Source organism: uncultured Victivallis sp. (assembly GCA_944389935.1).
Taxonomy (GTDB): Bacteria; Verrucomicrobiota; Lentisphaeria; order Victivallales; family Victivallaceae; genus Victivallis.
The window spans coordinates 22,213-44,310 of record CALXOE010000028.1; the positions used below are offsets into that span (position 1 = coordinate 22,213).

Below are 22,098 nucleotides of genomic sequence, written 5' to 3' on the forward strand. Positions count from 1 at the left end.
GGATCGCAAATGAGCAAGAATGTTTTATTCAGGCGGTTTTTGAGAAATCCGGTGCAGGTGGGGGCGCTGTGTCCCTCTTCGCGGGGACTCTGCCGCATGATGGTGTCGCACGTGGGGATGGAGTCGGCCGGCGTGATTGTCGAACTCGGACCCGGCACCGGCGTCATCACCCGGGAGATCGTCCGGAAAATGCCGGAGAACGCCAGATTGATCGCCATCGAACTCGACGAGGCGTTGTGCGGTCTGCTCCGGCAGCAGTTTCCGGAAATTACCGTCTGCAATGATTCCGCCGCCGGAATCGGCGACATCCTCAAACGCTATTCCCTGCCGAATCCGGAGGTCGTGATCTCCGGGCTGCCGTGGGCGAATTTCACGCCGAAACTCCAGCGCAGCATCCTCTGTTCCGTCGCGGAGCATATCGCTCCGGGGGGGTATTTCGCCACGTTTGCGTATCTGCAGGGCTTGATGTTTCCGACCGGGCAGCGCTTCCGCAAGCTCCTCGGTGAAGTCTTTTCCGAGGTGCAGACCAGTCCCGTCATCTGGAAGAATCTTCCTCCCGCTTTCGTCTACCGTTGCCGGAAGTGAATCATTTGTTGATAAGTCCGGTTTTCCTGTTGATAACTTTCCGGAAAGTTCCGATCCGCAGGGGAGTTATTAACAACCTGTCAACAACATGATAACAGCCCGGCCGCGGAGGATCTCTCCGTCAGCCGGGCTGATTGCCTGAAAATCATTGTTCAGCGATAGCTTTGACCCGTGCCGAGCTGCTTTGATTTTCGATACTCGGTCTGAGCCTCGGCGAGCGCCTCGCGCAGTTGTTCGAGCCGCTTTTCTCCGTCCGGGTGAGTCGAAAGAAACTCGCCGACTACGCCGACCTGATTGAGTTTGCTGAACTTCTCCCAGAATGTCAGCGCCGCCCGGGGATCATATCCCGCCCGCGCCATCAACAGCAACCCGAGATAATCGGCTTCGAGCTCCTGCGTGCGGCTGTACGGGAGCATCGCGAGGAGATTGCTGGTCGTCTGATAGGCCGGCGTCCAATCCTGTCCGAGTGCAAGTTCCACGAGCACCCCGCCGCATGCCTGAAGAACGGACTGGCTGCTGCGTTCCATGCTGTGCCGGGCGAGGGCGTGAGCGACTTCGTGACCGACTACGGTCGCGAGCTCGGCATCGTTGTCGAAGAGCTGGAACAAACTTGAGTAGACCGCAACCTTGCCGCCGGGCAGAGCAAAAGCATTCGCTTCGCTCGACTCAAAAACAACGAACTCCCAATCGTAGGAGGGTTTGTTCGCAGCTGCGGCGATGTTGCGGCCGACCCGCTGCAATGCGGCGTTGCTGGTCGCATTCGTTGAAACTTTCTCCTGGGCCTTGACCTGCTGCCACGCCTCCGCTCCGGCGGTGATGTCGGTATTTTCATCGTAAAACATGAGCTGCGTCCGTCCCGTGTAAGGCGCCGAGACGCAGCCCGCGAGAATGAGCAGAGCTGTCGCGGAGACAAACCCCGCGCAGATCCGCCTTGCGCACGCAGGAAGATTCCGCATGGAAATTCCTCTCTTCAATCGTTGAGCTTGCGATTGTCGATCACTCGTTTCGCCTTGCCGGTGAAACGCTCGAGCGTGTTGGGCTCGACAAGTTCGATGTTGAAGTGAAGTCCCGTGATGGCGGTGACTTCACGCCCGATCCGGTCGCGCAGCTTGTGCATCGCCTCCATCTTGTCGGAGAAATCCTGCTGCCGGATTTCGACTTTGATCGAGGCTTCGTCGAGGTTGCCCGGGCGCGACAGTTCGATCATGAAGTGCGGCGCAGTTCCGTCCACGCGCAGCAGCGCCTCCTCGATCTGGGTCGGGAAGACATTCACGCCGCGGATGATCATCATATCATCCGAACGGCCGCGGATACGGCTCATGCGGCGGGTCGTACGTCCGCAGGCACACGGGCCGCTCTCAATGCGTGCAAGGTCACGGGTCCGGTAGCGGATGATCGGGCACGCCTCTTTGTTGAGGCTCGTGATGACCAGTTCGCCCTGTTCCCCCTCTGCGACCGGTTTGAGCGTCTCGGGATTGAGGCACTCCACGAGGAACTGGTCCTCCTGAATGTGCATGCCGCAGCGCGCCGCGCATTCGCCGGAGACGCCGGGCCCGATGATTTCAGAGAGTCCGTAGTTGTTGAACGCCCGGATCCCGAGTTCCTCCTCGATTCCGGCGCGCATCTCCTCGGTCCACGGTTCGCCGCCGAGGTGGGCGTAACGCAGCGCGAGCTTGTTTTTCTTGCCCATAGCGGTGATTGTTTCGGCGAGATTCAGCGCGTAGGAGGGCGTGCAGATCAGAGTGTTGATCCCCGCGTCTTCGAGCAGCAGAATCTGCCGCTGTGTGTTTCCGCTCGAGGCCGGAAGCACGGCGGCTCCCACCCGTTCGATTCCCGCATGAAGTCCGAAGCCGCCCGTGAAGAGTCCGTAACCGAACGACACCTGTACGAGCTGGTCCGGCGTGAGTCCCCCCGCCACGAGAAAACGCGCGCACAGATCCGCCCAGAGATTCAGGTCATTCCGGGTGTACCCGACGAAAGTCGGTTTGCCGGTGGTTCCGCTCGAGGCGTGAATGCGTGCGAGCTCCGCGCGCGGCACCGCGAAAAATCCGAACGGATACGCATCGCGCAGATCCTGTTTGGTCGTGAACGGCAGGCGGCGCAGGTCAGCCGCCGAACGAATCGATTCCGGCGTGATCTTCAACTCTTCAAACTTCTGGCGGTAAAACGGAATTTTCCCCGCCCGTTCCACGGTGCGGCGAAGTCCGGCGGCCTGCAGCTTCGCGCGTTCACCGCGCTCCATGCACTCCGCCGCCGGATCGAAAATCCGATTGGGTACTACGAACTCTGACATTTTCACTTCTTCTTCCAGATAAAATCGTTATCGGAACAGCTCCGACGCTTTGACCAGTTTGATCGGTTCATCTTTCAACAGCTCGATCGCATGGAGCGGGTCTTCAAAGCGGAAGACGATGACCGCCTTGTCGTCCATGCCGAACGTGAACGCATACATATACTCCACCGAGAGCTGATGGCGGTCGAGAATCGCGAGAATGTCGGCGAGCCCGCCCGGACGATCCGGAACCTCAAGCGCGAGCACATCCGTCACTTTCACGATGAAGCCGGCTTTCTCGAGCGCTTCCCGCGCCTGTTCATGCTCGGCGAGCAGCAGCCGCAGAATCCCGAACTGCTGCGTGTCGGCCAGCGAGAGCGTCCGGATCGAGAGATTGTTCTCTTTCAATACCTTGCAAACCGCGCTGAGGCTGCCCGGACGATTTTCCACGAACAATGACAACTGTTTGATCGGCATGATTTCCTCCTTGCTGGTTTATTTCTGCCGGCCGAGCCGGAACATCTCGATGTTCATCTCATGCAGTTTCTGCGGCAGGAACGCTTTCACCACTTCGATCCACAGCTCTTCCCCGATCGCGGGGAACTTCTCCGAAAGCGCTCCGAGCATCATGATGTTCAATGCCTTGGGACTCTTGAGCTTATCCATGGGAACATCGTCGGTCGTGATGAGCGTTCCGCCCTGTTTGAGTTTATGCAGATTCACCTCGATCTGTGTCGGATCGAGCACCACGAGAAAATCGCTCTCCCCCTCCGGCACCATCGGGCTGGCCACATCATCCCCGAAACGCACTTCGCTCGACACCGAGCCGCCGCGCTGACTCATCCCGTGCACTTCGCTTTTCTTCACGTCGTAACCTGCGCGGAACAGCACTTCCGCGAGGATATCGGTCACTTTAAGCACGCCCTGGCCGCCGAGGCCCGAGACGGTGATGTTCGTTACGTTCGCCATGTCACTTGTTCTCCTCATACGATTTGATCTTGACCGCGGCCAGAATGCAGGGCCGGCGGCAGATGATGACGCTCGTGTCATTCGAGGCGAGACGCTTCTTGAGCAGCTCGCGGAATCCCTCCTGGTCGAGCACCGCGTCGACGACGTCGACATTGTCCACCCCGATCCCCCGGAGCGTCTCTTCGATCGAGACCGGGTGAGGGCAGGGGGTGTGGTCGAGCAGGCGGCCGGTTCCCGGGTGCTCCTGAAGTCCCGTCATAGCCGTCGTGCTGTTGTCGAGAATCAGCACCACATGGCCCGTCGCCGGACGGTTGTAGACCATTTCAACGATGCCGTTGATTCCGGTGTGCAGGAAAGTCGAGTCGCCGATCACGCTGACCACGCGGCGCGCTTCCGCCTCGGGCAGCGCCTTGCGCAGTCCGAGTCCGACCGTGATCGAGGCCCCCATGCAGACGCAGGTGTCGACCGCTTCAAACGGCGGCAGCACGCCGAGCGTGTAGCAGCCGATGTCACCCGAGACGATGCAGTTCAGGTCGCGCAGCACCTCATACGATTTCCGGTGCGGACAGCCGACACAGAGCTGCGGCGGGCGTCCCGCAGGCGGCTGCGCCTCCGGCGTCAGATCATTTGCGAGCAGTTTGCGCACGCGATTCACATTGAGTTCTCCGAATCGGAACATCTCCGCCTTGCCCTCGACCGGAATTCCGGCGGCCTTGATCGCATCTTCGAGCACCGGATCGCCCTCTTCGACGACCACGCACCGTTTGACCGAACCCGCGAACCGGCGGATCGTCTCCAGCGGGAGCGGGTAGGTCATGCCGATCTTCAGAATCGAAGCTTCGGGCGCCGCGTCGCGCACATGCTGGAAACTGATTCCCGAAGTGATGACGCCGAGCTCGTCGGATTTGCGGATCTCTTTGGTGAATTCGCCTTTTTCGTTCAGCGCCTCAAGTTCATGGAGTGACGCGCGCAGTTTGCGGTGCGCGATCCGGGCGTAGGCCGGGATCATGACGTTGCTCTTCGGATCCTTGTCGAACCGGATTTCACGCGGCCGGCTTTTCCCGCGCCGTTCGAGAATGCACTTCGAGTGGCAGACGCGGGTCGTCACCCGGAACAGCACCGGGCGGCGGTACTCCTCGGAAATTTCAAATGCGCGGATCAGAAAATCATAACACTCCTGCGAGTCGGCCGGTTCAAACATCAACGCGCCCGAAGCGATCGCATACCGACGGTTGTCCTGTTCGTTCTGGCTCGAGGCCATGCCCGGGTCGTCCGCGCTCACGAGCACGAGTCCGCCCGGCGTCCCCGAATAGGCGATCGTGAACAGCGGATCCGCCGCCACATTCACACCGACATGTTTCATCGTCACGAGCGCCCGTCCGTTCGCGAATGCCACGCCGATACCGACTTCGAGCGCGCACTTTTCGTTCGGCGCCCACTCGGCGCGACCGCCGAGCGCGCTGAAATTTTCCAGAATTTCCGATGAGGGCGTGCCCGGGTATCCCGTCCCGAGAAGCACGCCGCAGTCGAGTGCGGCCATCGCCATCGCTTCGTTGCCGCTTGCGAGCAATCTTTGATTCATATCGTATTTTCTCCTTGAGATTGTTGCTGTCACTGCTGCTGCACGTCCTTTCCGGCGATGCCGGTCAGTTCGGAGATCAGCGTTTCATGTTCATCGGTCCGCAATTCCACTGTCTCGGCGAGGTGATCGAGCTCTGCCGCGTCGGGCGTGTAGCCCGGATCGTTCAGCATCTTCAGAATCTCGTCGAGCTGCAGGGCGATCGCCGCAAGTTTGTGCATGCTCTCGTGCGGGAGCTGGTCGACTTTTTCCCCGATCGATGCGAGGAAGTCGAAGAACTCGAGCCGGTCGTCGACCAGTTCGAGGATCGACGAACGCACCGGTCCTTTCGGCTCATCGTCGACCCGGTTGTAATTCCCGGTCAATTCCTCAAAGCGGTCCTCCACGTAGTTGTAGAACACCGCCTGCTGCCCCTCGTCGGTGAAGTGCAGCTTTTCCCTGCCGAACGCCCGCGCGAAAAACTCCTCGAAATCGAGCTCCCGCGCATAGCAGCAGTCGAGAATGTAGCTGTCCACCTCGACCGGCGTCAGAGGTGAGCCGACTTCGCGCAGCAGCGCCCCGATCTCCCCGGTCTCTCCGCGGGAAACCGAGACCCCCTCCGGCGGATTGAGCGGATATTCGTCCGGATTCTCCGCCCGCTTCGCGAGCACGGTGTGATCGGTTTCAAAATTGATTTCCACTTCATTCGTGCGCCGCACAAATTCATCCAGAGAGGCGGATCTCACCGCTTCCGGCAACGTATTTCTGCCGATGAAACAGGCGTAGGCGAGCTGTTCCGGGATCTCCGGATACGATTCAAACCGGTCGAAGACCGTTTCCAGCGCCTTTTCGTAGGAGGCGATCCAGTTTTTCAAATCTGACTCTTTGCGGGCATCTCCGGGCAGTGCCCGGAACCGGATCCGTCCGGCAACCCAGTCTTCAACCCGGCAGAGCAGGGCATCTCCCTCCCGGAAGTGGTTTTTACGATAGAACTCTTTCAGGTCGAACACGTTCAATGTGACCATCCCATCAGGATCCGGTCGGCGCGACAAGTGCGCATTGGCCGCGGATTCCGCCGTGAAGAAGTCGAAAATCTGTTCCGACCCCAGCAGCAGATGGTGATGGAACGCCTGCGAGACCGGCAACTGGATCGTCTCGAGTTCAACCGCTTTGCCGTCAGGTCCGGTCAATTTGATTTCCGATGGAAAAATCTCCGGATTTATGAAAGCGGAAAACCGATGTCCCGGAAAGAGAAACCCCTGTTCGATCTCCCAGGCGTCCGGCGTGACGAGAAACTCATAGCCGCGGAAGAAATCCGCCCGCAGCGTGTACTTCCCCTTGCCATCGTCGAAGAAACGATCGTCTCCGGAAAGCGTGCGGTCAATCCGGTCGACCAGTGCCCGCAGTTTCTTCCCCCCCAGCTGCCGGATCAGCTGCGCGGCAGTCAGTTCTTTGCCGGTTCCGGTGGCGATCCACGCATCGATCGCCTCTTCAATCTGCCGGATCGAAAACTCCGGCTCCTTTGCATCAGCCATGATTCACCCCCGCGATTTTCGAGAGTCGTTCAAACAGGAACTTGCGGATATGAATCTCCAGATCCGCCTGTTCAAAACTTTTGAGTTGATCGATTGTGACCGCGTCTGCGATGTTGAACTGTCCGCTGACGGTCCGCCGCAACGCCGCAAGCGTGCCGCCGCAGCCGAGCTTCCTGCCGACATCGGAACAGAGTGTCCGCACATAAGTCCCTTTGGAACAGTGCAGGGTGAATTCGCAGAACGGCAGCTCCAGTTTCGTCACATCGATCGAAAAAATCGTGATCGGTTTCGCCTCCCGCTCCACTTCCACCCCTTTCCGGGCGAGTTCGTAGAGCTTTCTGCCGTCTTTCTTGACCGCCGACACCATCGGCGGAGTCTGCATCTGTTCTCCGACGAATCCCGCCAGAGTTTCGCGCAGCAGTTCCGGCGTCACCGCCGACCAGTCGTGGGTGGCGGTCACTTCTCCGTCAAGATCGCAGGAGTCGGTCTCGAGTCCCAGCTGGAGTTTTGCTTCATAAACCTTGTCCTCTCCGCTGAACTTCGATGAGAGCTGCGTAAATTTGCCGAGAACCAGCACCAGCAGCCCCGTCGCCGCCGGATCGAGCGTCCCGCAATGACCGACTTTCGGTACGTTGAATCGTGCCCGGACGAAGTTCACCACGTCGAAGCTGGTCCACTCCTGCGGCTTGTCAACGAGCAGCACTCCGCTCGTCTGGAATACCGGCAGCCGGTGTCTGGATGGGTTGTATCGCATGAAAATTCAATCCTCTTCCCGTTCTCCCAGCACTGCCGCGACTTTCTCAAGCAGCAGTGCTTCGACCTGTTTCTGATCCATTCCCCGGAGCGTGATTCCGGCAGCCATATCGTGCCCGCCGCCGCCGAGACCCCGCGCGAGCGGACCGACCGGGTAACGCTGATCCTTGCTGCGCAGCGACACCTTGAAACAGTCTCCCTTGCGGTAATAGAGCGCGGCGATTTTCGTACCCGCCACCTCCCGCAGCAGATCAATGACTCCCTCGCCGTCACGCATGTCAAAATCATATTTCGCGAACAGTTCGTCCGGAATATATGCGTAAATGTACCGTCCGTCGAATGCGAGTTTCTCCTGCGTTTCGAGCAGTTCCGCCTCGAATTTCTGCTGGTTGAGCGGTTTCGAGTAGTAGGCTGCGTTCACCACGCATTCGAGATTCGCTCCGCAGTCGAGCAGGTCGGCCGTCACACGCAGCGTATTGCTGAGCGTATTGGAAAAACGAAACGCGCCCGTATCGGTTACGATTCCGAGCAGCCAGAACGTCGCGGCCCGCTCCGGAAGCGGCCGTTTCATCGCCATTGCGATTTCCGCCGCGAGCTGGCTGGCGGCCGCAATCTGCGGCATGACGACATTCCAGCGCGCGTTCACATTGTTTCCCTTATGATGGTCGACGTTCAGCATCGGCGGCCGGGAGAGCTCCGGCAGAGAAACCGGATCCACCGCCGGACCGCAGGCGATCCGCTCGCAGTTGGCGCAGTCGAGCAGAAGAATCAAATCATATTGCGCGACCTCTTCCGGAGTGAGCGTCGTCTTGTATTCGCCGATCAGTTCCTGGTAACGCTCCGGCGGCGGCGCGGGGAGAACCACCTCCGCCTCGCAGCCGCAGCATTGGCGCAGAAATTCCCGCATTCCGAAAGAAGAACCGATGGCATCCCCGTCCGGCCGTTCATGGGTCAGAATCAGAATCCGTTTCTGCTCAAGCAGCAGGGCGGCCGCCTCCGGAATGGACACTGCTTCACTCATTGCGTCTTTTCTCTTCCTCTTCGGCCTGCTGGAGCAGCTCAAGCACGCGATCCCCCTTTTCGGTCCGCGTGTCAAGCCGAAAATCCAGCACCGGCGTGTGTTTGAATGCGAGATTCCGCCCGACCCTGGCCTGGATTCCGGCCCGGTCCGCGGCAAGTTCGTGCATGATTTTTTCGCGGTCGGACGCTTTCCCTCCGAAAATGCTCACGTATACCGTCGCATTGCGGAGGTCGACGCTGACTTTCACTTCCGTCACGGAAACGAGCATACCGGACGGAACGAGCAGATCGCGTTCAAACGCTTCTGCCAGTTCGCGTTTCAACAGTGCATTAACCCGGGTCAACCGGTCCACTTTTTCCGCCATATCAGAGAGTCGCTTTCTTCAGTTCGATTTCATAGATCTCGATTTCGTCGTCGACCTGGAAGTCCATGAAGTTGTCGAGGCGGATGCCGCACTCGAGTCCCGCCTTGACCTCTTTCACATCATCCTTGAAACGGCGCAGACTCGCGACTTCACCGTTGTAGATGAGGTCGCCATTGCGCCGCACCCGCGCTTTCGCTCCGACTTTGACCACGCCGGATTCGACGATACAGCCGCAGATCTTCGGCCCCTTCGAGAGTTCGATGACCTGAAGAATTTTCGCCTTGCCGAGCGGCTTTTCCCGCTTTTCCGGCTCAAGTTTGCCGGCGAGCGCGTCGGTGATATCCTCGAGCAGCTCGTAGATGATGCTGTAAAGCCGGATCTCGACTTTCTGCTTCTTTGCCATATCGTTCACGCCCGGATTGACCCGGACGTGGAAGCCGATGACGATCGAATTTGTCGCCGCCGCCAGCGCAATGTCGTTTTCGCTGATCGGTCCCACGGCGTTGGCGATGACCTCGGCCTTGATCTTCTCATGCGGAAGTTCCGAAAGCGAATGCTCAATCGCCTCGCCGGAACCTTTCACATCCGATTTGATGATGATGTTCAGCGTATTCTGGTGTTCGCTGTTGAGCTTGCTGAAGAGATCTTCCGCCGTCGTGATCGCACTCGTGGCGAGCATGCTGCCGCGTTTGGCGGCGATGCGTTCCTGCGCTTCGTTGCGGGCGGCCTTTTCCGACTCGAAGATCTCAAGCCGGTCTCCCGCCTCCGGCACTCCGGAAAGCCCGACCACTTTCACCGGGACGCTCGGCCCCGCCGATTTCACCCGCTCACCCTTGTCGTTGATCAGCATGCGGATACGTCCGTAATGCTCGCCGCAGAGAATCGTGTCTCCAACGTGCAGCGTTCCGTCCTGCACGAGGACGCTCGCGGTCGGCCCGAGGCCGACTTCCATCTGCGCTTCGAGAACCGCTCCCGAGGCGCGCCGCTTCGGATTGGCTTTGAGTTCCAGAATTTCCGCTTCCAGAAGAATGCGGTCAAGCAGGTCCGTCAATCCTTTTCCGGTCTTGGCCGAGACCCGTACCGTTCCGACGTTGCCGCCCCAGTCCTCGCTGGTCAGCCCGTTTTGCTGCATGTTCAGCAGAACCTTGTCCGGATCCGCGTCCGGCAGGTCCATCTTGTTGATCGCCACAATGATCGGCACTTTCGCCGCTTTCGCATGATTCATCGCTTCGATCGTCTGCGGCTTGAAGCCCTCGGTCGCGCTCACGACCAGAACCACAAGGTCGGTCAGATTCGCTCCACGGGCACGCATGTTCGTGAACGCCGCGTGTCCCGGAGTATCGATGAACGTGATCGGCTTGCCGTTGTGCGTCACGGTCGAGGCACCGATGTGCTGTGTGATCGCGCCAGCCTCCGTGTCGGTCACGTGCGTGTGGCGCACCGCGTCCTGCAGCGAAGTCTTGCCGTGGTCGACGTGACCCATGAACGTCACCACCGGAGGACGCTCTTTCAAATTGGCCGGATTGTCCTCGGGATTCGGCTTCGCGGGAGCCACCGGTTTCGGCGCCGGTTTCGGCGCGGTGCCGATTTCGAGTTCGTAGCCGTAGGAGTTGCAGAGTTTTCTCGCGTTCGCCTCGCTGATCGGCTGATTGATTCCAGCAAGTTCCCCGAGTTTGATCAGGTCCGTGATGAGTTCATTCGGCTTCTTGCCGACCGCTTCCGCCAGCGCTTTGACGATGATCGGGGAGGGGAGAGTCACCTTGCCGCCCCGCGGGCCGGCTGGAGCCGCCCCCGGAGCGCGCTGTTGTCCGCGGCCGTTTTTTCCGTTCCGGCCGCGGTCATTCTCTTCCCGCCGGCCGGCCGGTTTTTTTCCAGATTTTTTCCCGGATTTTTTATCTGCGACCGGTTCGTCCTGCTCGTAGAGATCGGCAAAAAACATCTCGACGAGTTCGACCATGTCATCCGGAATCACGCTGTTTTCCGCATCGGGAGTTTCGATTCCCTGATCGGCAAGTTCTTTCATGACCGATTTGGACGAGACCCCGTACTGTTTGGCGATATCCTTTACTTTCAATATTTTACTCAATTTCTATACCTCCGATATGTCGCGGAATCTCACGCGTCGAGGCGGTCAAAGGCGCGGTTGATTTCGTCTGCGTTGATTCCGTCGAGCTCGAGCAGCGTCTCGCGTCCCGCCTCCTTGACGCCGTCCACCGTCACATACCCGTTGCTGATGAGCAGATCCGCCGTTCCCTCCGAAATTCCGAGTTCGGAGGCGAGCCGGACCGCCGCCTGGTGCAACTGGTCGCGGAAAGACCCTTTCTCGTTCCGGGGCTCCTCATTCTGAATCGTGATGTTCCAGCCGATCAGTTTTGAACAGAGACGGACGTTCTGCGCTTTTTTCCCGAACGCCAGTTTCGACTGCTCCTCCGTGACCCGGACAATGAGCTCGTGCTTCGCCTCGTTGACTTCAACGGACTGCACTTTGGCCGGAAGCAGCGCATTGGTTGCGTATTTCCGGATATCCGCATCCCAGGGGACGATGTCAATGCGCTCCATCCCGAGTTCGGCAGTGATGTTGCGCACCCGGTTGCCGCGGACTCCGACGCAGGAGCCGACCGGGTCGACGCGCGGATCCGTACTCATCACCGCCACTTTCGTGCGGTTGCCCGCTTCGCGCGCGATTCCCTTGATGATCACAACGCCGTCGTGGATCTCACTGACTTCACGCTCAAAGAGCTTCTGCACGAATTCCGGACAGGCGCGAGAAACGATCAGACTCGGTCCCGACGTGTTGATGTCGATCTTCTGCAGATAAGCGTTGATCCGTTCGCCGGGCTGATACTGTTCCCCGTGAACTTTCTCTTTCGACGGCATGATCCCTTCGGCCCGCTGAAAGTCGATGATGATGCTCCCCGCATCGAAGCGGCGCACCGTTCCGTTCAGGATCGTCCCGACCCGGTCGGCAAACTCCTCCTGCACATTCTCCTTTTCCGCCTTGCGAAGCTGCTGAATCATCGCCTGGCGTGCCGTCTGGGCGGCGATGCGGCCGAAGTTGTGCGGCGTGACCTCCCACTCGACGACGTCGCCGAGTTTCACATCAGGGAAACGCTCCCGGGCCCGGGCGATCACAAGCTGATCACAGGTCGGGTTCTCCTCCACGACTTCGAGCATCGCCCACGCCCGGATCGCTCCGGTCGCCGGATCGATCTTCACTTTCAGTTCGTTGGCCGGGTGAATGCTTTTACGGGAACCGATGAGAATTGCGTTTTCCAGCGCGCGAATCAAGCTGTCGCGGCTGATCCCCCGCTCCTGCTCGATGTAATCGAGAATCTGAAGTAATTCGTTGCCCATTTCCACCCTCCATTGCATGATCCCCCTCGCGGGGAGTGTTCTCTCTTCAAGTCGCCGTAAGTCTTGTTCCGCAAAATAAAAAAGCGGGCAGAGCTGCACCCACTTGACACTTACCGGTACCAGACTGTTAATTTACGATGGTAATATAGTTGATTTTATCGGATAATCAAGTATTTTAAACGGTTTCCTCCGCATAAAAAACACAAAATAACCGATTCCGGCACATGGATGCGCGCCGGAATCCCGCTGCCGTCCGTTACCCGTTTCAGGAGGCGATATCGTCGGCGAGTTTTTTCACGAGCTCCTCCGTGAAATACTGCATGACAACCACATGAGAGTACTCCCCGGAGCAGGCCATGCACCAGCGGTGAACGACCTCCTCTTTCGGCCTCGGAAAATAGACCGTATTTGACCATGGATTCACATGCGGCTCGACGCCCCGTTCGCGCAGCGCTTCCACGAGACACTTCGTCATCGCCAGGATATGCTTTGCCTCCGCCCGGAATCCCTCCGGCTTCGTGGTCATGATCCGCCAGAAGAGCTTCAGCACGTCGAATCCGCTGCGCGAACAGCTGATCGTCGGCATGACGATTCCCCCCAGATACGGAACCGTGAGCCGGTTCAGATGGGTGAGAATCTCTTTCCGGCAGACAAATACACCGGCCGGTTCGTTCAGCGCGAAGAACTTGTGCCCGGACACCGCCAGCGAATCGAAGCCCATCACCGCCTGATCGACCTGCTCGCGTGCCGCTGGATCGTCGAGCCACGGCAGATACCCTCCGAACAGCGCCACGTCGAGATGGCGGTAACTGGCCGGAGGATTGACTTCACGCAGCACCCGGTCGATCTCGCGCTGGTCGTCGATCGCACCCTTGAATGTGCCGCCCACTGCGATCGCCACGAGCGCCGGCCGTTCCGGATCGAGCTGGCGGCGCAGGTCCTCAGCATCCATCCGTCCCGACGGGTGAACACCGATGATCCGGGTTTCGATCCGCAGAATATCCCCGAGCTTCTGGACCGAGTAGTGCGCTTCCGAAGAGACGTAGAGGATCGGAGGTCGATCCGACTGCGCCTCGAGCGTCTTTCGCCCGAAGTAGAGGCCGTGCAGATTGCCGTCTGTCCCGCCGTTGGTCACGACCCCCCAGTGGTTGCCGTGAAACCCGAATGTTCCGGCGATGAAGTCGATGACTTCCCGTTCAAACTCATCGACATGCAGCATGTCCCACGCCTCTTTGTAGGGGCTGCCGACGCTGATGAGTGTCGTATTGCACAACCCGGTTTCAAGGAGCCACTCGTAGAAACCGGTGAGATTGGTCTCCTGGTCAAACGGATACCCGGCCTGCAGATCCCGCCGGGCGACCAGCGAGTTCGCCGCGGCCGTCAGGCGCCGGAGGACTGCTTCATCCGGCTTTTTCTGTAAAATCACATCTTTCATTTTTCTGATTCCTTAATTTCCGGAAGAAAATCTACTATACCATGCTTTGCGGGAAAGTCAATCGCGGCATAGCATCCCGCCCGGATAACAAAAAGGGGAGAATGCACTGGGCACTCTCCCGTCCGAATCGCTTTGCGGGTTACTTTTTCTGGAGCTGTCGCCGGATCTGTGAGATGGCCCGCCGGATATTTTCATCGGAACTGGCCAGTGCCGGCACCTTTTTCTCCGCATGAAGCACCGTCGCGTGGTTGCGCCGGAAAGCGGTTCCCACCTCATTCGAGGAGTTCTGCGTAAGCTCCCGCGAAAGATACATCGCGATCATTCGCGGTTCGGCGATACCGCGGCTGCGTCTTTCGCCGAGCAGATCGGATATCTGCAGCCCGAAGTGGCTGGCCACCGTCTGTTGAATCTGTTCTATCGACAGATCCCGGGCGGAGGACTCCTGCGCCAGCTGGCTCTGGAGCAGTTCCTCGGCCTGTTCGATGCTGAGCAGCCCCTTGCCGCTGAACGAGGCGTAGGAGGCGAGCCGGATGAAAGCGCCGCGCAGACGCCGGACGTTGGAAGAGATGTTCTTCGCCAGAAACTCCAGCAGCGTATCATCCATGGTGTTCTGTACGAGTGTTTCGCTGCGCATCTGCTGCAGAATCGAGAGTCGCGCTTCGTACTCCGGCGGGCAGATCTCCGCAATCATACCCTGCTCAAACCGCGACTCGAGCTGTTTGTCGAGCTTCTCGATTTCGCAGGGCTGCCGGTCCGAAGTGAGCACGATCTGCTTGTCCCGGTTGTAAAACAGATTGAAAACATTGAAAAATTCGGTCTGCATCTGCTTTTTCCCGGAGAGCATCTGGACATCGTCCACCAGCAGCACGTCGACTTTGCGCAGACGGTTGCGGAAAGAGTTCAAGTTCTTCTTCTCAAGAAGATTGTAATAGAACTCATTGAGCATCTCGTCGCACGTCATGAGACAAACTTCCGTCCGGCTCGACTTCTGACGCAATTCCGAGGCGATCGCGTGCAGCAGATGGGTCTTGCCGACACCGCTGACTCCGTACAGATACAGCGGGTTGTAACGTTTCCCGGGGGCGTCGGCCACCGCGCGCGCCGCCGAGTAGCCGCACCCGTTTTCCGTATCCACGATAAAGGTCTCGAACGTATGTTCGGAAAGGGTGTTCTGCTGATTTATGATTTTACGGATGGCGTTGTTCTTTTTCTGCGCAGTTTCCGCGGTTGCGCCTGCGGTTGCCGGAGCCGGTTCTTCCAGTACCGGTTCATGGCCGGGCTCGAGCCGGTAACCGTAGTTCTTTCCGTCGATATCCGACAGCGCTTCTGTCAGCAGGTCGGCATATTGATCTTCGATGATGCTGGCAAAAAAATCGTCCGAAACTCCGAGTGTGAGAGTTTCTCCCTCCAGCTTCAGTGGAGTGATTTTCTGAAACCACTGACGGAACAAATGCTCATTTTGTTCCTGCAGACGGTTTGCGGCTACCACCCAGATGTTTGCCGCACAACACTCTTGCGAATCCATAAGTCCTTATACCTGTGTTTGTTACTTTAAGCCCATTTCAAAAACATCCGCTTCGGCATCCCGGATGGCGACTGCCTTTCAGATGGACTCAAAACGTTTCCCGGCCGATCGGCCTGCTTTCGACGGAACGCGGCGGGCGGAGGGTGGTCCGTTTGGAGAAACCCCGCTCTTCCGCGCCGGAAAGATCCCCTCCCGACCGGATGACAATCATTGACAACTCATCAACAAGTTATTAACAACCCCCCCCGTTTCACCCGGGGGACTACAGAGGACAATGTAGCCGTGATATCCGGATAATTCAAATGATTTTTGCGATCTTTTCCATAAAAAAAGTTGAAAAAATGACTTGACAAAACCGGGAAGTGGAGCTCCCGACAGAGACGCAAAAAAGGCCGGAAAACGGCAGTTTCCGACCCATGAACGAGTTATGGAAAAGTTCATCAAAAACCGACTGAATCGATAATCATTCTTATTTTTGTCACCTCTTCCGGCCAGTCGCTGACGTTCTCGAAACGAGCCGGCGTGAAACGTTCGCCGAGTTGTGCATAAAAGGCGTTCCTCTTAAGGCGGCCCGGCAGCTCCCGCTGCGCCCAGTCGCTGAGATAGCCGCGTCCGAGTTTTGAAAAGAGCGTGTGACCGGCGAGAATCCGGGCGCCATGAGCGAAGGTCGCGGCATGTTTGCGGAGCGGTTCGGCGTTGATGTCGTCGACGAGTTTCTGTCCGGGGGCATTCATCTCCGTGCCGATGATGACCGGCAGATCGCGCTCTTCGCAGGCGGCGATGACGCGGTCGAGTTCCGCAATGCAGCGGGCGCTGCCGAGATTGCGGTCCGGAATGATGTTCAGCATGGCGGCGCCTTTCTCCTGATGCAGGTCGAGCAGGCGGTCCACGTCGGCTTCGCCGGCCGAGAGTCCATGCAGCCAGGCGATCGCCGGAATCGCGCCGCACGAGATGACGAACTCATTGAATGCCTCGAGCGTCGGAAACGAGTCCGGTGTCGGCATGATGTAGCCGGCTCCGCCGAGTTTCATCGTCACGGAACGGATCTTCGCTTCGAGCCTCACCGGATCGTCGATCAGTTTTTCGGCATCTTCGGTCGGGAGTTTGAGTTTTCCGCTCCAGAACTCCGCGCGGGCCGCCCGGGTCGGGAACATCTGCCCGGCCTTTTCGCGATAAGCCTGGCAGAGGTGACGTTCGGTCGCATTTCCTGCCGGAGTCAGGGGGAGAACGTCCGTTTCAAAGTCGAGCCGAAGCGGATCGAGTTCGGTGTTGACCAGAGCGCAAACCAATTCGACGCGCGCGCGTGCGGTCGCGCGAAGCGTGTGCGCAAACTCTTTCGCACAGGGGGGGAGGGTTCCGGACGTGAAGCCGAGTCCGAGATGATAGGCAACGCCCGGTTCCCCGGGGGAGTTGATCGCCATGTCCGCAAGTTCTTTCACGAATACGCGCGTCTCGATTCCGCAGGAGTAGTTGATGTCGAGCTGTTCGGCGCACGAGCGGAACTCATCGACTGCGTCGAGCACGTCGAAGTCGATGATCCCCGCAGCCAGCCATCCCGACTTGCGAGCGAGATAGGCGATTTCCGCCGGAGTGAAACCGTACCCGTTGTAGCTGTAACAGGTGTGGCAGTGCATATTGTGCAGCAATCCCGGCGGGTCCGACGGGAGCTGTCGATTCCGGCAGAGGGAAGCGATCTCCGCCATAGCGTTCCGGCGCACCGTGCGGTCGCGGGAGTTGAGTTCCTGTTCCAGCGGCTTGAGCTCCTCTTTGCTGATCATCGGCATCTCCTTGAATCTGTCGGATTGTGATTGAAAAACATCTCTTAATGGTAATATAATGAATCTCGCAGGGGTTTCAAATCGCAATTTCGGGTATTTTGGCAAAATATTACTTGCATCCGTCCGCGGGAGCTGTATATTATAACTTAAGGAATGATTATCAAAAATTTGTTCAGGAGGAAGATGAACAGAACGGCACAGAGAGAGGCGATTCTCAAAGAGCTGCGCTCGGTTACGACTCATCCGACCGCGGATGAGTTGTATACGATGCTGCGGGTGAAGATGCCTGCCATCAGTCTCGGGACGGTTTACCGGAATCTCGAGCAGATGTCGCAGGCGGGAATCGTCAGAAAACTGGAAACCGCCGGAAAGCAGAAGCGGTTTGACGGGGATCTGTCGGATCATCACCATGTTCGCTGTCCGATTTGCGGAGCGGTCCGGGATGTTTCTCCGGAGGCGTTTGACGGAATCAACCGTCAGATCCGTTCGGTCATGCGTGATCTGGGATGTGATTCGTTTTATCTGGAACTCAGCGGCAAGTGCCGCAAATGCAGCAGAATCAAAGAGTCAGGAGGAGAAGATGCAGAAGCGTGAAATGTACAAGTGTGCGAAGTGTGGCATGGTCATTGAGGTGCTCGATACGGGTTGTGGTATCGCTCCGCAGTGCTGTGGCGAGGAGATGAAGCTTCTGGTCGCCGGCAGTGTTGACGGCGCCCGCGAGAAGCATGTTCCCGTGATCGAGGAGCAGGGGGACGGCATCCTCGTGAAAGTCGGCGAGATTCCGCATCCGATGGAGGAGAAGCACTACATCGAGTGGATCGAGGTTGACAATGGGAACTATGTGAACCGCTATTTTCTGAAGCCGGGCGACAAGCCGCAGGCCGCGTTCTATGTGCCGAATCAGCCCGGTCTCGTTGCGCGTGAATACTGCAATCTGCACGGTCTCTGGAAGAAATAATCGGAAAAAAACGGGATCTGACGCCGGAAAGGGCTGGAAACGGCTGTTTCCGGCGTTATATTTCTATAAGCATACGATCAGAGAAGAATTATCACGCAAGCTGCGGAGAGAGTCGGAAAGATGGAAGAGTATTTCAAAGCGGTAAAGATCACCGAAAAAGTTTACTGGGTCGGAGCGATCGACTGGTCGGTCCGGAATTTTCACGGATACGAGACGGGGCGCGGTTCGACTTACAACGCATTTCTCGTGCTCGATGAGAAGATCACGCTGATCGACACGGTCAAGGCGCCGTTCGTTCCGGAGATGCTTGCGCGGATCCGTTCCGTAATCGGAGATGTGACGAAAGTCGATTATGTGGTTTCCAACCATGCAGAACCGGACCACTCCGGCGGTCTTCCGGCGACAGTGGCGGCGGTCAAGCCTGAAAAGGTGTTCGCCTCGGCGATCGGCCACAAGACGCTCATGGCTTACTATGGCGATCTCGGCGTGATTCCGGTGAAGAACGGGGAGGCAATCAACCTCGGCAGGAGCAATCTCGCTTTTGTGGAAACGAAGATGCTGCACTGGCCGGACAGCATGGTCTCGTATCTGGATACCGAAAAAGTGCTTTTCTCGCAGGATGCGTTCGGCATGCACCTTGCCGGCAGCGGGCGGTTCGGAGAGGATTATCCGCAGTTCGTGCTCGATTATGAGGCGCGGAAGTATTTTGCGAACATTCTGAATCATCTTTCGCCGAAAGTTCTCGATCTGCTCGATGCGCTTCCGGGTTTGAATCTCGATATTCAGATCGTGGCGCCGGATCATGGTCCGGTGTGGCGTCGTCCTGAGGATATCGCGTGGATCATCAATCTTTACCGCGAGTGCGCGTTGCAGGCGCCCAGGGCGCATGCGGTTGTGGCGTTCGCTTCGATGTGGCACTCGACCGAGCGCCTTGCCGAGGCGTTGTCGGACGGAATCCGTGCCGCGGGCGTCGAGGTCAAGCTCATGGATCTGCAGGTGAACGACCGCAGCGCGGTTATGACCGAAGTTGCGAACAGCGGACTTATGGCGTTCGGTGCGCCGACCATGAACAATCAGATGTTTCCGGCGATGGCGGACACGCTCTGCTATGTGAAAGGGTTGCGTCCGAAGAACAAGCTCGGCTTCGCGTTCGGCTCCTATGGCTGGAGCGGGGAGGGCGGCAAACAGATCAAGGCGGTGCTCGATGAGATCGGCGCAGAGCAGCCGCAGGAGTTGTTCCAGGTCAAGTATATGCCGACTTCGGAGGATCTGAAGAAGATCCATGAAATCGGAGAAAGCCTCGGCCGGTCTTTGCTGGACCGGGTGAAATAAGAGACTCAAGGTAGGAGAAATGCAAATGAAGAAGTATGTGTGTGATGTCTGCGGCTATGTGTATGACCCGGCAGTCGGCGATCCGGATAACGGAATCGCGGCGGGAACCGCGTTCGAGGCGCTGCCCGAGGATTGGGTCTGCCCGGAGTGCGGGGCCGGCAAGAGCGAATTCTCGCCGATGGAGTGAGCCGCTTGCGGCAGAGGGGGACAGGCATGGGTGATTTCCGCAGGATAGTTCTGTTGTTTGCCGCGGCGTTCCTGATCGGGACGGCGGTTTCCGGCTGTTCTTCGATGCCGTGGAACGAGGCGGCGCGGAATATCGAAAATTCAAAACGTCTCCGGATCGGCATGACCAAGGCTGAAGTGCTTGAGGTGATGGGGAATCCGGTTTCAGATGAGACTTTTTCGACTCCGGATGTCTGGTACTATTTTGTCCAGTCGGTCTGGATGGACGGCCTCACGACTCAGGATGAGTGCATGCCGCTCGTTTTTGAGGACGGCAGACTTGTCGGCTGGGGTAATCCGTTTTACACAAAATACCGGATCGAAAAGAAGATGGGCGGAAAGAAACTGGAGTTGTAACTCTCCCCTGTCCAGTGAAAACAGAGGCGGCTGGTGACGGCCGCCTTTTTTTATCGGCGTCGACTGGCGAGGCGGCAGGAAGCAACTCCGGCGCCGCCGGCTGCGATCAGCAGCGCTGTCGGCGCTGGAATCATCTCCGGAATGCCTTGCAGTGCGGCTGCGGTCAGAGCGAGAAGTGCGAATAAGCCGGATATACCGCTCCAGGTGAACATGAGGATAAGTTGTGCCCGTATTGACGTATGGTTCAGCAGCAGGTAGATTCCCGCGCACATGGCGGCGACCGCCCAGGAAATTCCCCAGACGATCAATGCGGGCGGGGAGAACGGCCGCCCGGACCGCCCAGAAAACAGAAAATTCCCCAGACCAAGGCCGCGCTTCCGGCCAGAAACGGGATTCCCGAGAGAATCCGGAGCGTGATTGAAATCGTTCGCGTCATCGGAATATCCTCCCTTTTCCCTTACTATACCACCCGGTTCGGAGTTTGTCAACACAAATCGGCATGTTGCTTAACTTGAGCCAATTTCAAAAAGATGATAACGTCCGGAAAAGTGACCAAACTCTAACCAACGAAAGGAAAACAGGCCATGGAAAATGTAGCGCAGGAAAACGAAATGTACTTCCCGTATGAGTACTGGAGCCGGTTGCGGACAAATAACGGTCTCGAACGCATCATGAAAGAGATTCACCGCCGTACCCGGATTGTCGGCAGCTTTCCGGATGGGAACTCGGCTATGATGCTGGTCGGAACCGGACTCAGACAAATTTCCACGACAAAATGGGGCTCTCGGCAGTACATGAATACTTGCAAACTTTACGAAAACGGTATAAGGTAAAAAACGGGAGGCTCCGCCTGCGCAACCGACCTGCTCCTCCGGAGCTCTCTGGTCGGTCGGTTGCTTCGGCTGCGCCAACTCACGTTTGTCATCTGTAATCGCTCAGAAACAAATGTGCGCAAAATTTCGGACACAACCAACTAAAGGGCTGATGCACCCCCTGTCAAATATCGTATCACATCACAAAATTTGGGACATTATCCAAGATTTAGAAAATATGAGGATATATATCCTTATAAGTATATATGTTATCTAGGCCGAGTTTCACACTCTCTCTTATATTCTCTCCATCAATTTTTTTTATTTGCACAATTACATCATAAAAACATTTTAAAATTTCAGGAGATTCACCGAATGTTTTTATTCCTCTGACGGGATCTTCATAAACGCCATAAGAAAAAATAGAGTCCCACCACATTATATCTGCTCCGCCACTTATTTTATATTTCGAAAATAAATACAAAAAAAGGTTATAAAAAGAATCTATACATTCTTTTCTTATTTTCCAGGGAATATCTTCATCGAGTAGATATAATATGTAACCATATGCACTTGGAATAAACCATAGTCCTTGATTAATTTGTTCAAAGAAATAGTCTTCAACAAGTAACTCCGGCGCATTAAAAAGTTTTGTAGAATATTCAATCATTTTACTATGATTGCCTTGATATTCCCAATCCTCTGAAAAATACCATTCTGGAGTTGTAAGAGGATGGGCAAAAGTAAATTTTAACCAATCACTAAAATTATATTGCGATATATCCAACATTGCGCACCTCCTATTTGATGATTCATTAGAAAACAGGAGCTAAAACGATTCCATTTCCAGCACCTGCAGCCGTTGTTATGGCTCCACCAGTTACATAAACGGCAACTCCAACAATAACAGCAGCTCCTGAATACACAAGAACTTTTCCTGTTCCTGAAATGATATTGCATCAATGTGGTTTCTCCAGAGAAACAACCGCCTCTTTGTATTCATATCCGTGCGATTTTTGACTGCTAATACACCGCGACAACAAGATAACCAACCAGCTCCTTCGGAGCTTTCGGTCAGTTGCTTCGGCTGCGCCAAATCACGTTTGTCATCTGTAATCGCTCAGAAACAAATGTGCGCAAAATTTCGGACACTACCATAACTTTCCGAGTTTTTTACTCTCTGGTTATTTTTGTGCCTGCTCATTCTTGCTACCCGTAAACGGGTCTATATACTCCTTGAACGTTAATTGTTCCATCGCCTGATC

At 56.9% G+C, this 22,098-nt stretch carries 23 protein-coding genes and 1 pseudogene; 7 read left to right on the forward strand and 17 right to left on the reverse strand.

Features of this window, described 5'->3' with window-relative positions:
* Window positions 1–39: 39 nt before the first annotated feature.
* Complete coding sequence (locus Q0J85_RS09520) at window positions 40–585, forward strand: class I SAM-dependent methyltransferase (RefSeq protein WP_294480811.1); 546 nt, start codon at window positions 40–42, stop codon at window positions 583–585.
* A 152-nt stretch (window positions 586–737) separates the two neighbouring features.
* On the opposite strand, the gene Q0J85_RS09525 is transcribed toward Q0J85_RS09520, so the two are convergent.
* From Q0J85_RS09525 to Q0J85_RS09590, 14 genes are all read right to left on the reverse strand, one after another.
* On the reverse strand, window positions 738–1,541 hold the full coding sequence (locus tag Q0J85_RS09525; RefSeq protein WP_294480814.1) for a M48 family metallopeptidase: 804 nt from the start codon (window positions 1,539–1,541) through the stop codon (window positions 738–740).
* A gap of 14 nt (window positions 1,542–1,555) precedes the next feature.
* Window positions 1,556–2,878, reverse strand: a complete 1,323-nt coding sequence (locus tag Q0J85_RS09530) for a phenylacetate--CoA ligase family protein (RefSeq protein WP_294480816.1) — start codon at window positions 2,876–2,878, stop codon at window positions 1,556–1,558.
* 27 nt (window positions 2,879–2,905) lie between these two features.
* Window positions 2,906–3,334, reverse strand: a complete 429-nt coding sequence (locus tag Q0J85_RS09535) for an ACT domain-containing protein (protein ID WP_294480821.1) — start codon at window positions 3,332–3,334, stop codon at window positions 2,906–2,908.
* An 18-nt stretch (window positions 3,335–3,352) separates the two neighbouring features.
* Complete coding sequence (locus Q0J85_RS09540; protein WP_294480822.1) at window positions 3,353–3,826, reverse strand: indolepyruvate oxidoreductase subunit beta; 474 nt, start codon at window positions 3,824–3,826, stop codon at window positions 3,353–3,355.
* 1 nt (window position 3,827) lies between these two features.
* On the reverse strand, window positions 3,828–5,408 hold the full coding sequence (locus Q0J85_RS09545) for a thiamine pyrophosphate-dependent enzyme (protein ID WP_294480825.1): 1,581 nt from the start codon (window positions 5,406–5,408) through the stop codon (window positions 3,828–3,830).
* A gap of 29 nt (window positions 5,409–5,437) precedes the next feature.
* Window positions 5,438–6,919, reverse strand: coding sequence for a hypothetical protein (locus Q0J85_RS09550; protein ID WP_294480827.1), 1,482 nt, complete (start codon window positions 6,917–6,919; stop codon window positions 5,438–5,440).
* Window positions 6,912–7,673: a tRNA pseudouridine(55) synthase TruB gene (truB, locus tag Q0J85_RS09555; RefSeq protein WP_294480829.1), complete on the reverse strand. Its 762-nt coding sequence runs from the start codon at window positions 7,671–7,673 to the stop codon at window positions 6,912–6,914. The genes Q0J85_RS09550 and truB overlap by 8 nt, the downstream gene beginning before the upstream one ends.
* Before the next feature lie 6 nt (window positions 7,674–7,679).
* Complete coding sequence (locus tag Q0J85_RS09560; RefSeq protein ID WP_294480832.1) at window positions 7,680–8,693, reverse strand: bifunctional oligoribonuclease/PAP phosphatase NrnA; 1,014 nt, start codon at window positions 8,691–8,693, stop codon at window positions 7,680–7,682.
* Window positions 8,686–9,057, reverse strand: a complete 372-nt coding sequence (gene rbfA / locus Q0J85_RS09565) for a 30S ribosome-binding factor RbfA (RefSeq protein ID WP_294480834.1) — start codon at window positions 9,055–9,057, stop codon at window positions 8,686–8,688. Before rbfA ends, Q0J85_RS09560 begins: the two co-directional genes overlap by 8 nt.
* Before the next feature lies 1 nt (window position 9,058).
* A complete protein-coding gene (gene infB, locus Q0J85_RS09570; RefSeq protein ID WP_294480837.1) occupies window positions 9,059–11,143 on the reverse strand; it encodes a translation initiation factor IF-2 in 2,085 nt (694 codons plus the stop codon).
* Between the two features lie 29 nt (window positions 11,144–11,172).
* The gene (gene nusA / locus Q0J85_RS09575; RefSeq protein ID WP_294480842.1) at window positions 11,173–12,411 is read right to left on the reverse strand and encodes a transcription termination factor NusA; all 1,239 of its coding nucleotides are present in this window, start codon (window positions 12,409–12,411) and stop codon (window positions 11,173–11,175) included.
* 265 nt (window positions 12,412–12,676) lie between these two features.
* The gene (locus Q0J85_RS09580) at window positions 12,677–13,846 is read right to left on the reverse strand and encodes an aminotransferase class V-fold PLP-dependent enzyme (protein WP_294480845.1); all 1,170 of its coding nucleotides are present in this window, start codon (window positions 13,844–13,846) and stop codon (window positions 12,677–12,679) included.
* A gap of 139 nt (window positions 13,847–13,985) precedes the next feature.
* A complete protein-coding gene (gene dnaA / locus Q0J85_RS09585; RefSeq protein WP_294480847.1) occupies window positions 13,986–15,371 on the reverse strand; it encodes a chromosomal replication initiator protein DnaA in 1,386 nt (461 codons plus the stop codon).
* Between the two features lie 440 nt (window positions 15,372–15,811).
* A complete protein-coding gene (locus Q0J85_RS09590; RefSeq protein ID WP_294480849.1) occupies window positions 15,812–17,149 on the reverse strand; it encodes a hypothetical protein in 1,338 nt (445 codons plus the stop codon).
* Between the two features lie 183 nt (window positions 17,150–17,332).
* On the opposite strand from Q0J85_RS09590, the gene Q0J85_RS09595 reads away from it, so the two are divergent.
* The 5 genes from Q0J85_RS09595 (at window position 17,333) to Q0J85_RS09615 (ending at window position 20,021) form a co-directional block, all read left to right on the forward strand.
* A complete protein-coding gene (locus tag Q0J85_RS09595; RefSeq protein WP_294480852.1) occupies window positions 17,333–17,743 on the forward strand; it encodes a transcriptional repressor in 411 nt (136 codons plus the stop codon).
* Complete coding sequence (locus Q0J85_RS09600) at window positions 17,730–18,107, forward strand: desulfoferrodoxin (protein ID WP_294480854.1); 378 nt, start codon at window positions 17,730–17,732, stop codon at window positions 18,105–18,107. The genes Q0J85_RS09595 and Q0J85_RS09600 overlap by 14 nt, the downstream gene beginning before the upstream one ends.
* 120 nt (window positions 18,108–18,227) lie before the next feature.
* Window positions 18,228–19,439, forward strand: coding sequence for an FprA family A-type flavoprotein (locus Q0J85_RS09605; protein WP_294480855.1), 1,212 nt, complete (start codon window positions 18,228–18,230; stop codon window positions 19,437–19,439).
* Between the two features lie 25 nt (window positions 19,440–19,464).
* On the forward strand, window positions 19,465–19,626 hold the full coding sequence (rd, locus tag Q0J85_RS09610) for a rubredoxin (RefSeq protein ID WP_294480857.1): 162 nt from the start codon (window positions 19,465–19,467) through the stop codon (window positions 19,624–19,626).
* Between the two features lie 26 nt (window positions 19,627–19,652).
* Window positions 19,653–20,021 (forward strand): DUF3192 domain-containing protein, encoded by a 369-nt coding sequence (locus Q0J85_RS09615; protein WP_294480859.1) that lies wholly within the window; start codon window positions 19,653–19,655, stop codon window positions 20,019–20,021.
* 50 nt (window positions 20,022–20,071) lie between these two features.
* On the opposite strand, the gene Q0J85_RS09620 is transcribed toward Q0J85_RS09615, so the two are convergent.
* Both Q0J85_RS09620 and Q0J85_RS09625 read right to left on the reverse strand, forming a co-directional pair.
* Entirely contained in the window at window positions 20,072–20,293 is a 222-nt protein-coding gene (locus tag Q0J85_RS09620; RefSeq protein WP_294480861.1) for a hypothetical protein, read from the reverse strand.
* 32 nt (window positions 20,294–20,325) lie between these two features.
* Window positions 20,326–20,457 carry a hypothetical protein gene (locus Q0J85_RS09625; protein ID WP_294480863.1) on the reverse strand — a complete coding sequence of 44 codons (132 nt, stop codon included), beginning with the start codon at window positions 20,455–20,457 and terminating at the stop codon, window positions 20,326–20,328.
* A gap of 181 nt (window positions 20,458–20,638) precedes the next feature.
* On the opposite strand from Q0J85_RS09625, the pseudogene Q0J85_RS09630 reads away from it, so the two are divergent.
* Window positions 20,639–20,854: pseudogene (locus Q0J85_RS09630) on the forward strand (transposase); the annotation flags it as partial.
* Between the two features lie 208 nt (window positions 20,855–21,062).
* Here the strand turns inward: Q0J85_RS09630 and Q0J85_RS09635 are convergent.
* On the reverse strand, window positions 21,063–21,623 hold the full coding sequence (locus Q0J85_RS09635) for a hypothetical protein (protein WP_294480864.1): 561 nt from the start codon (window positions 21,621–21,623) through the stop codon (window positions 21,063–21,065).
* Between the last annotated feature and the right edge of the window lie 475 nt (window positions 21,624–22,098).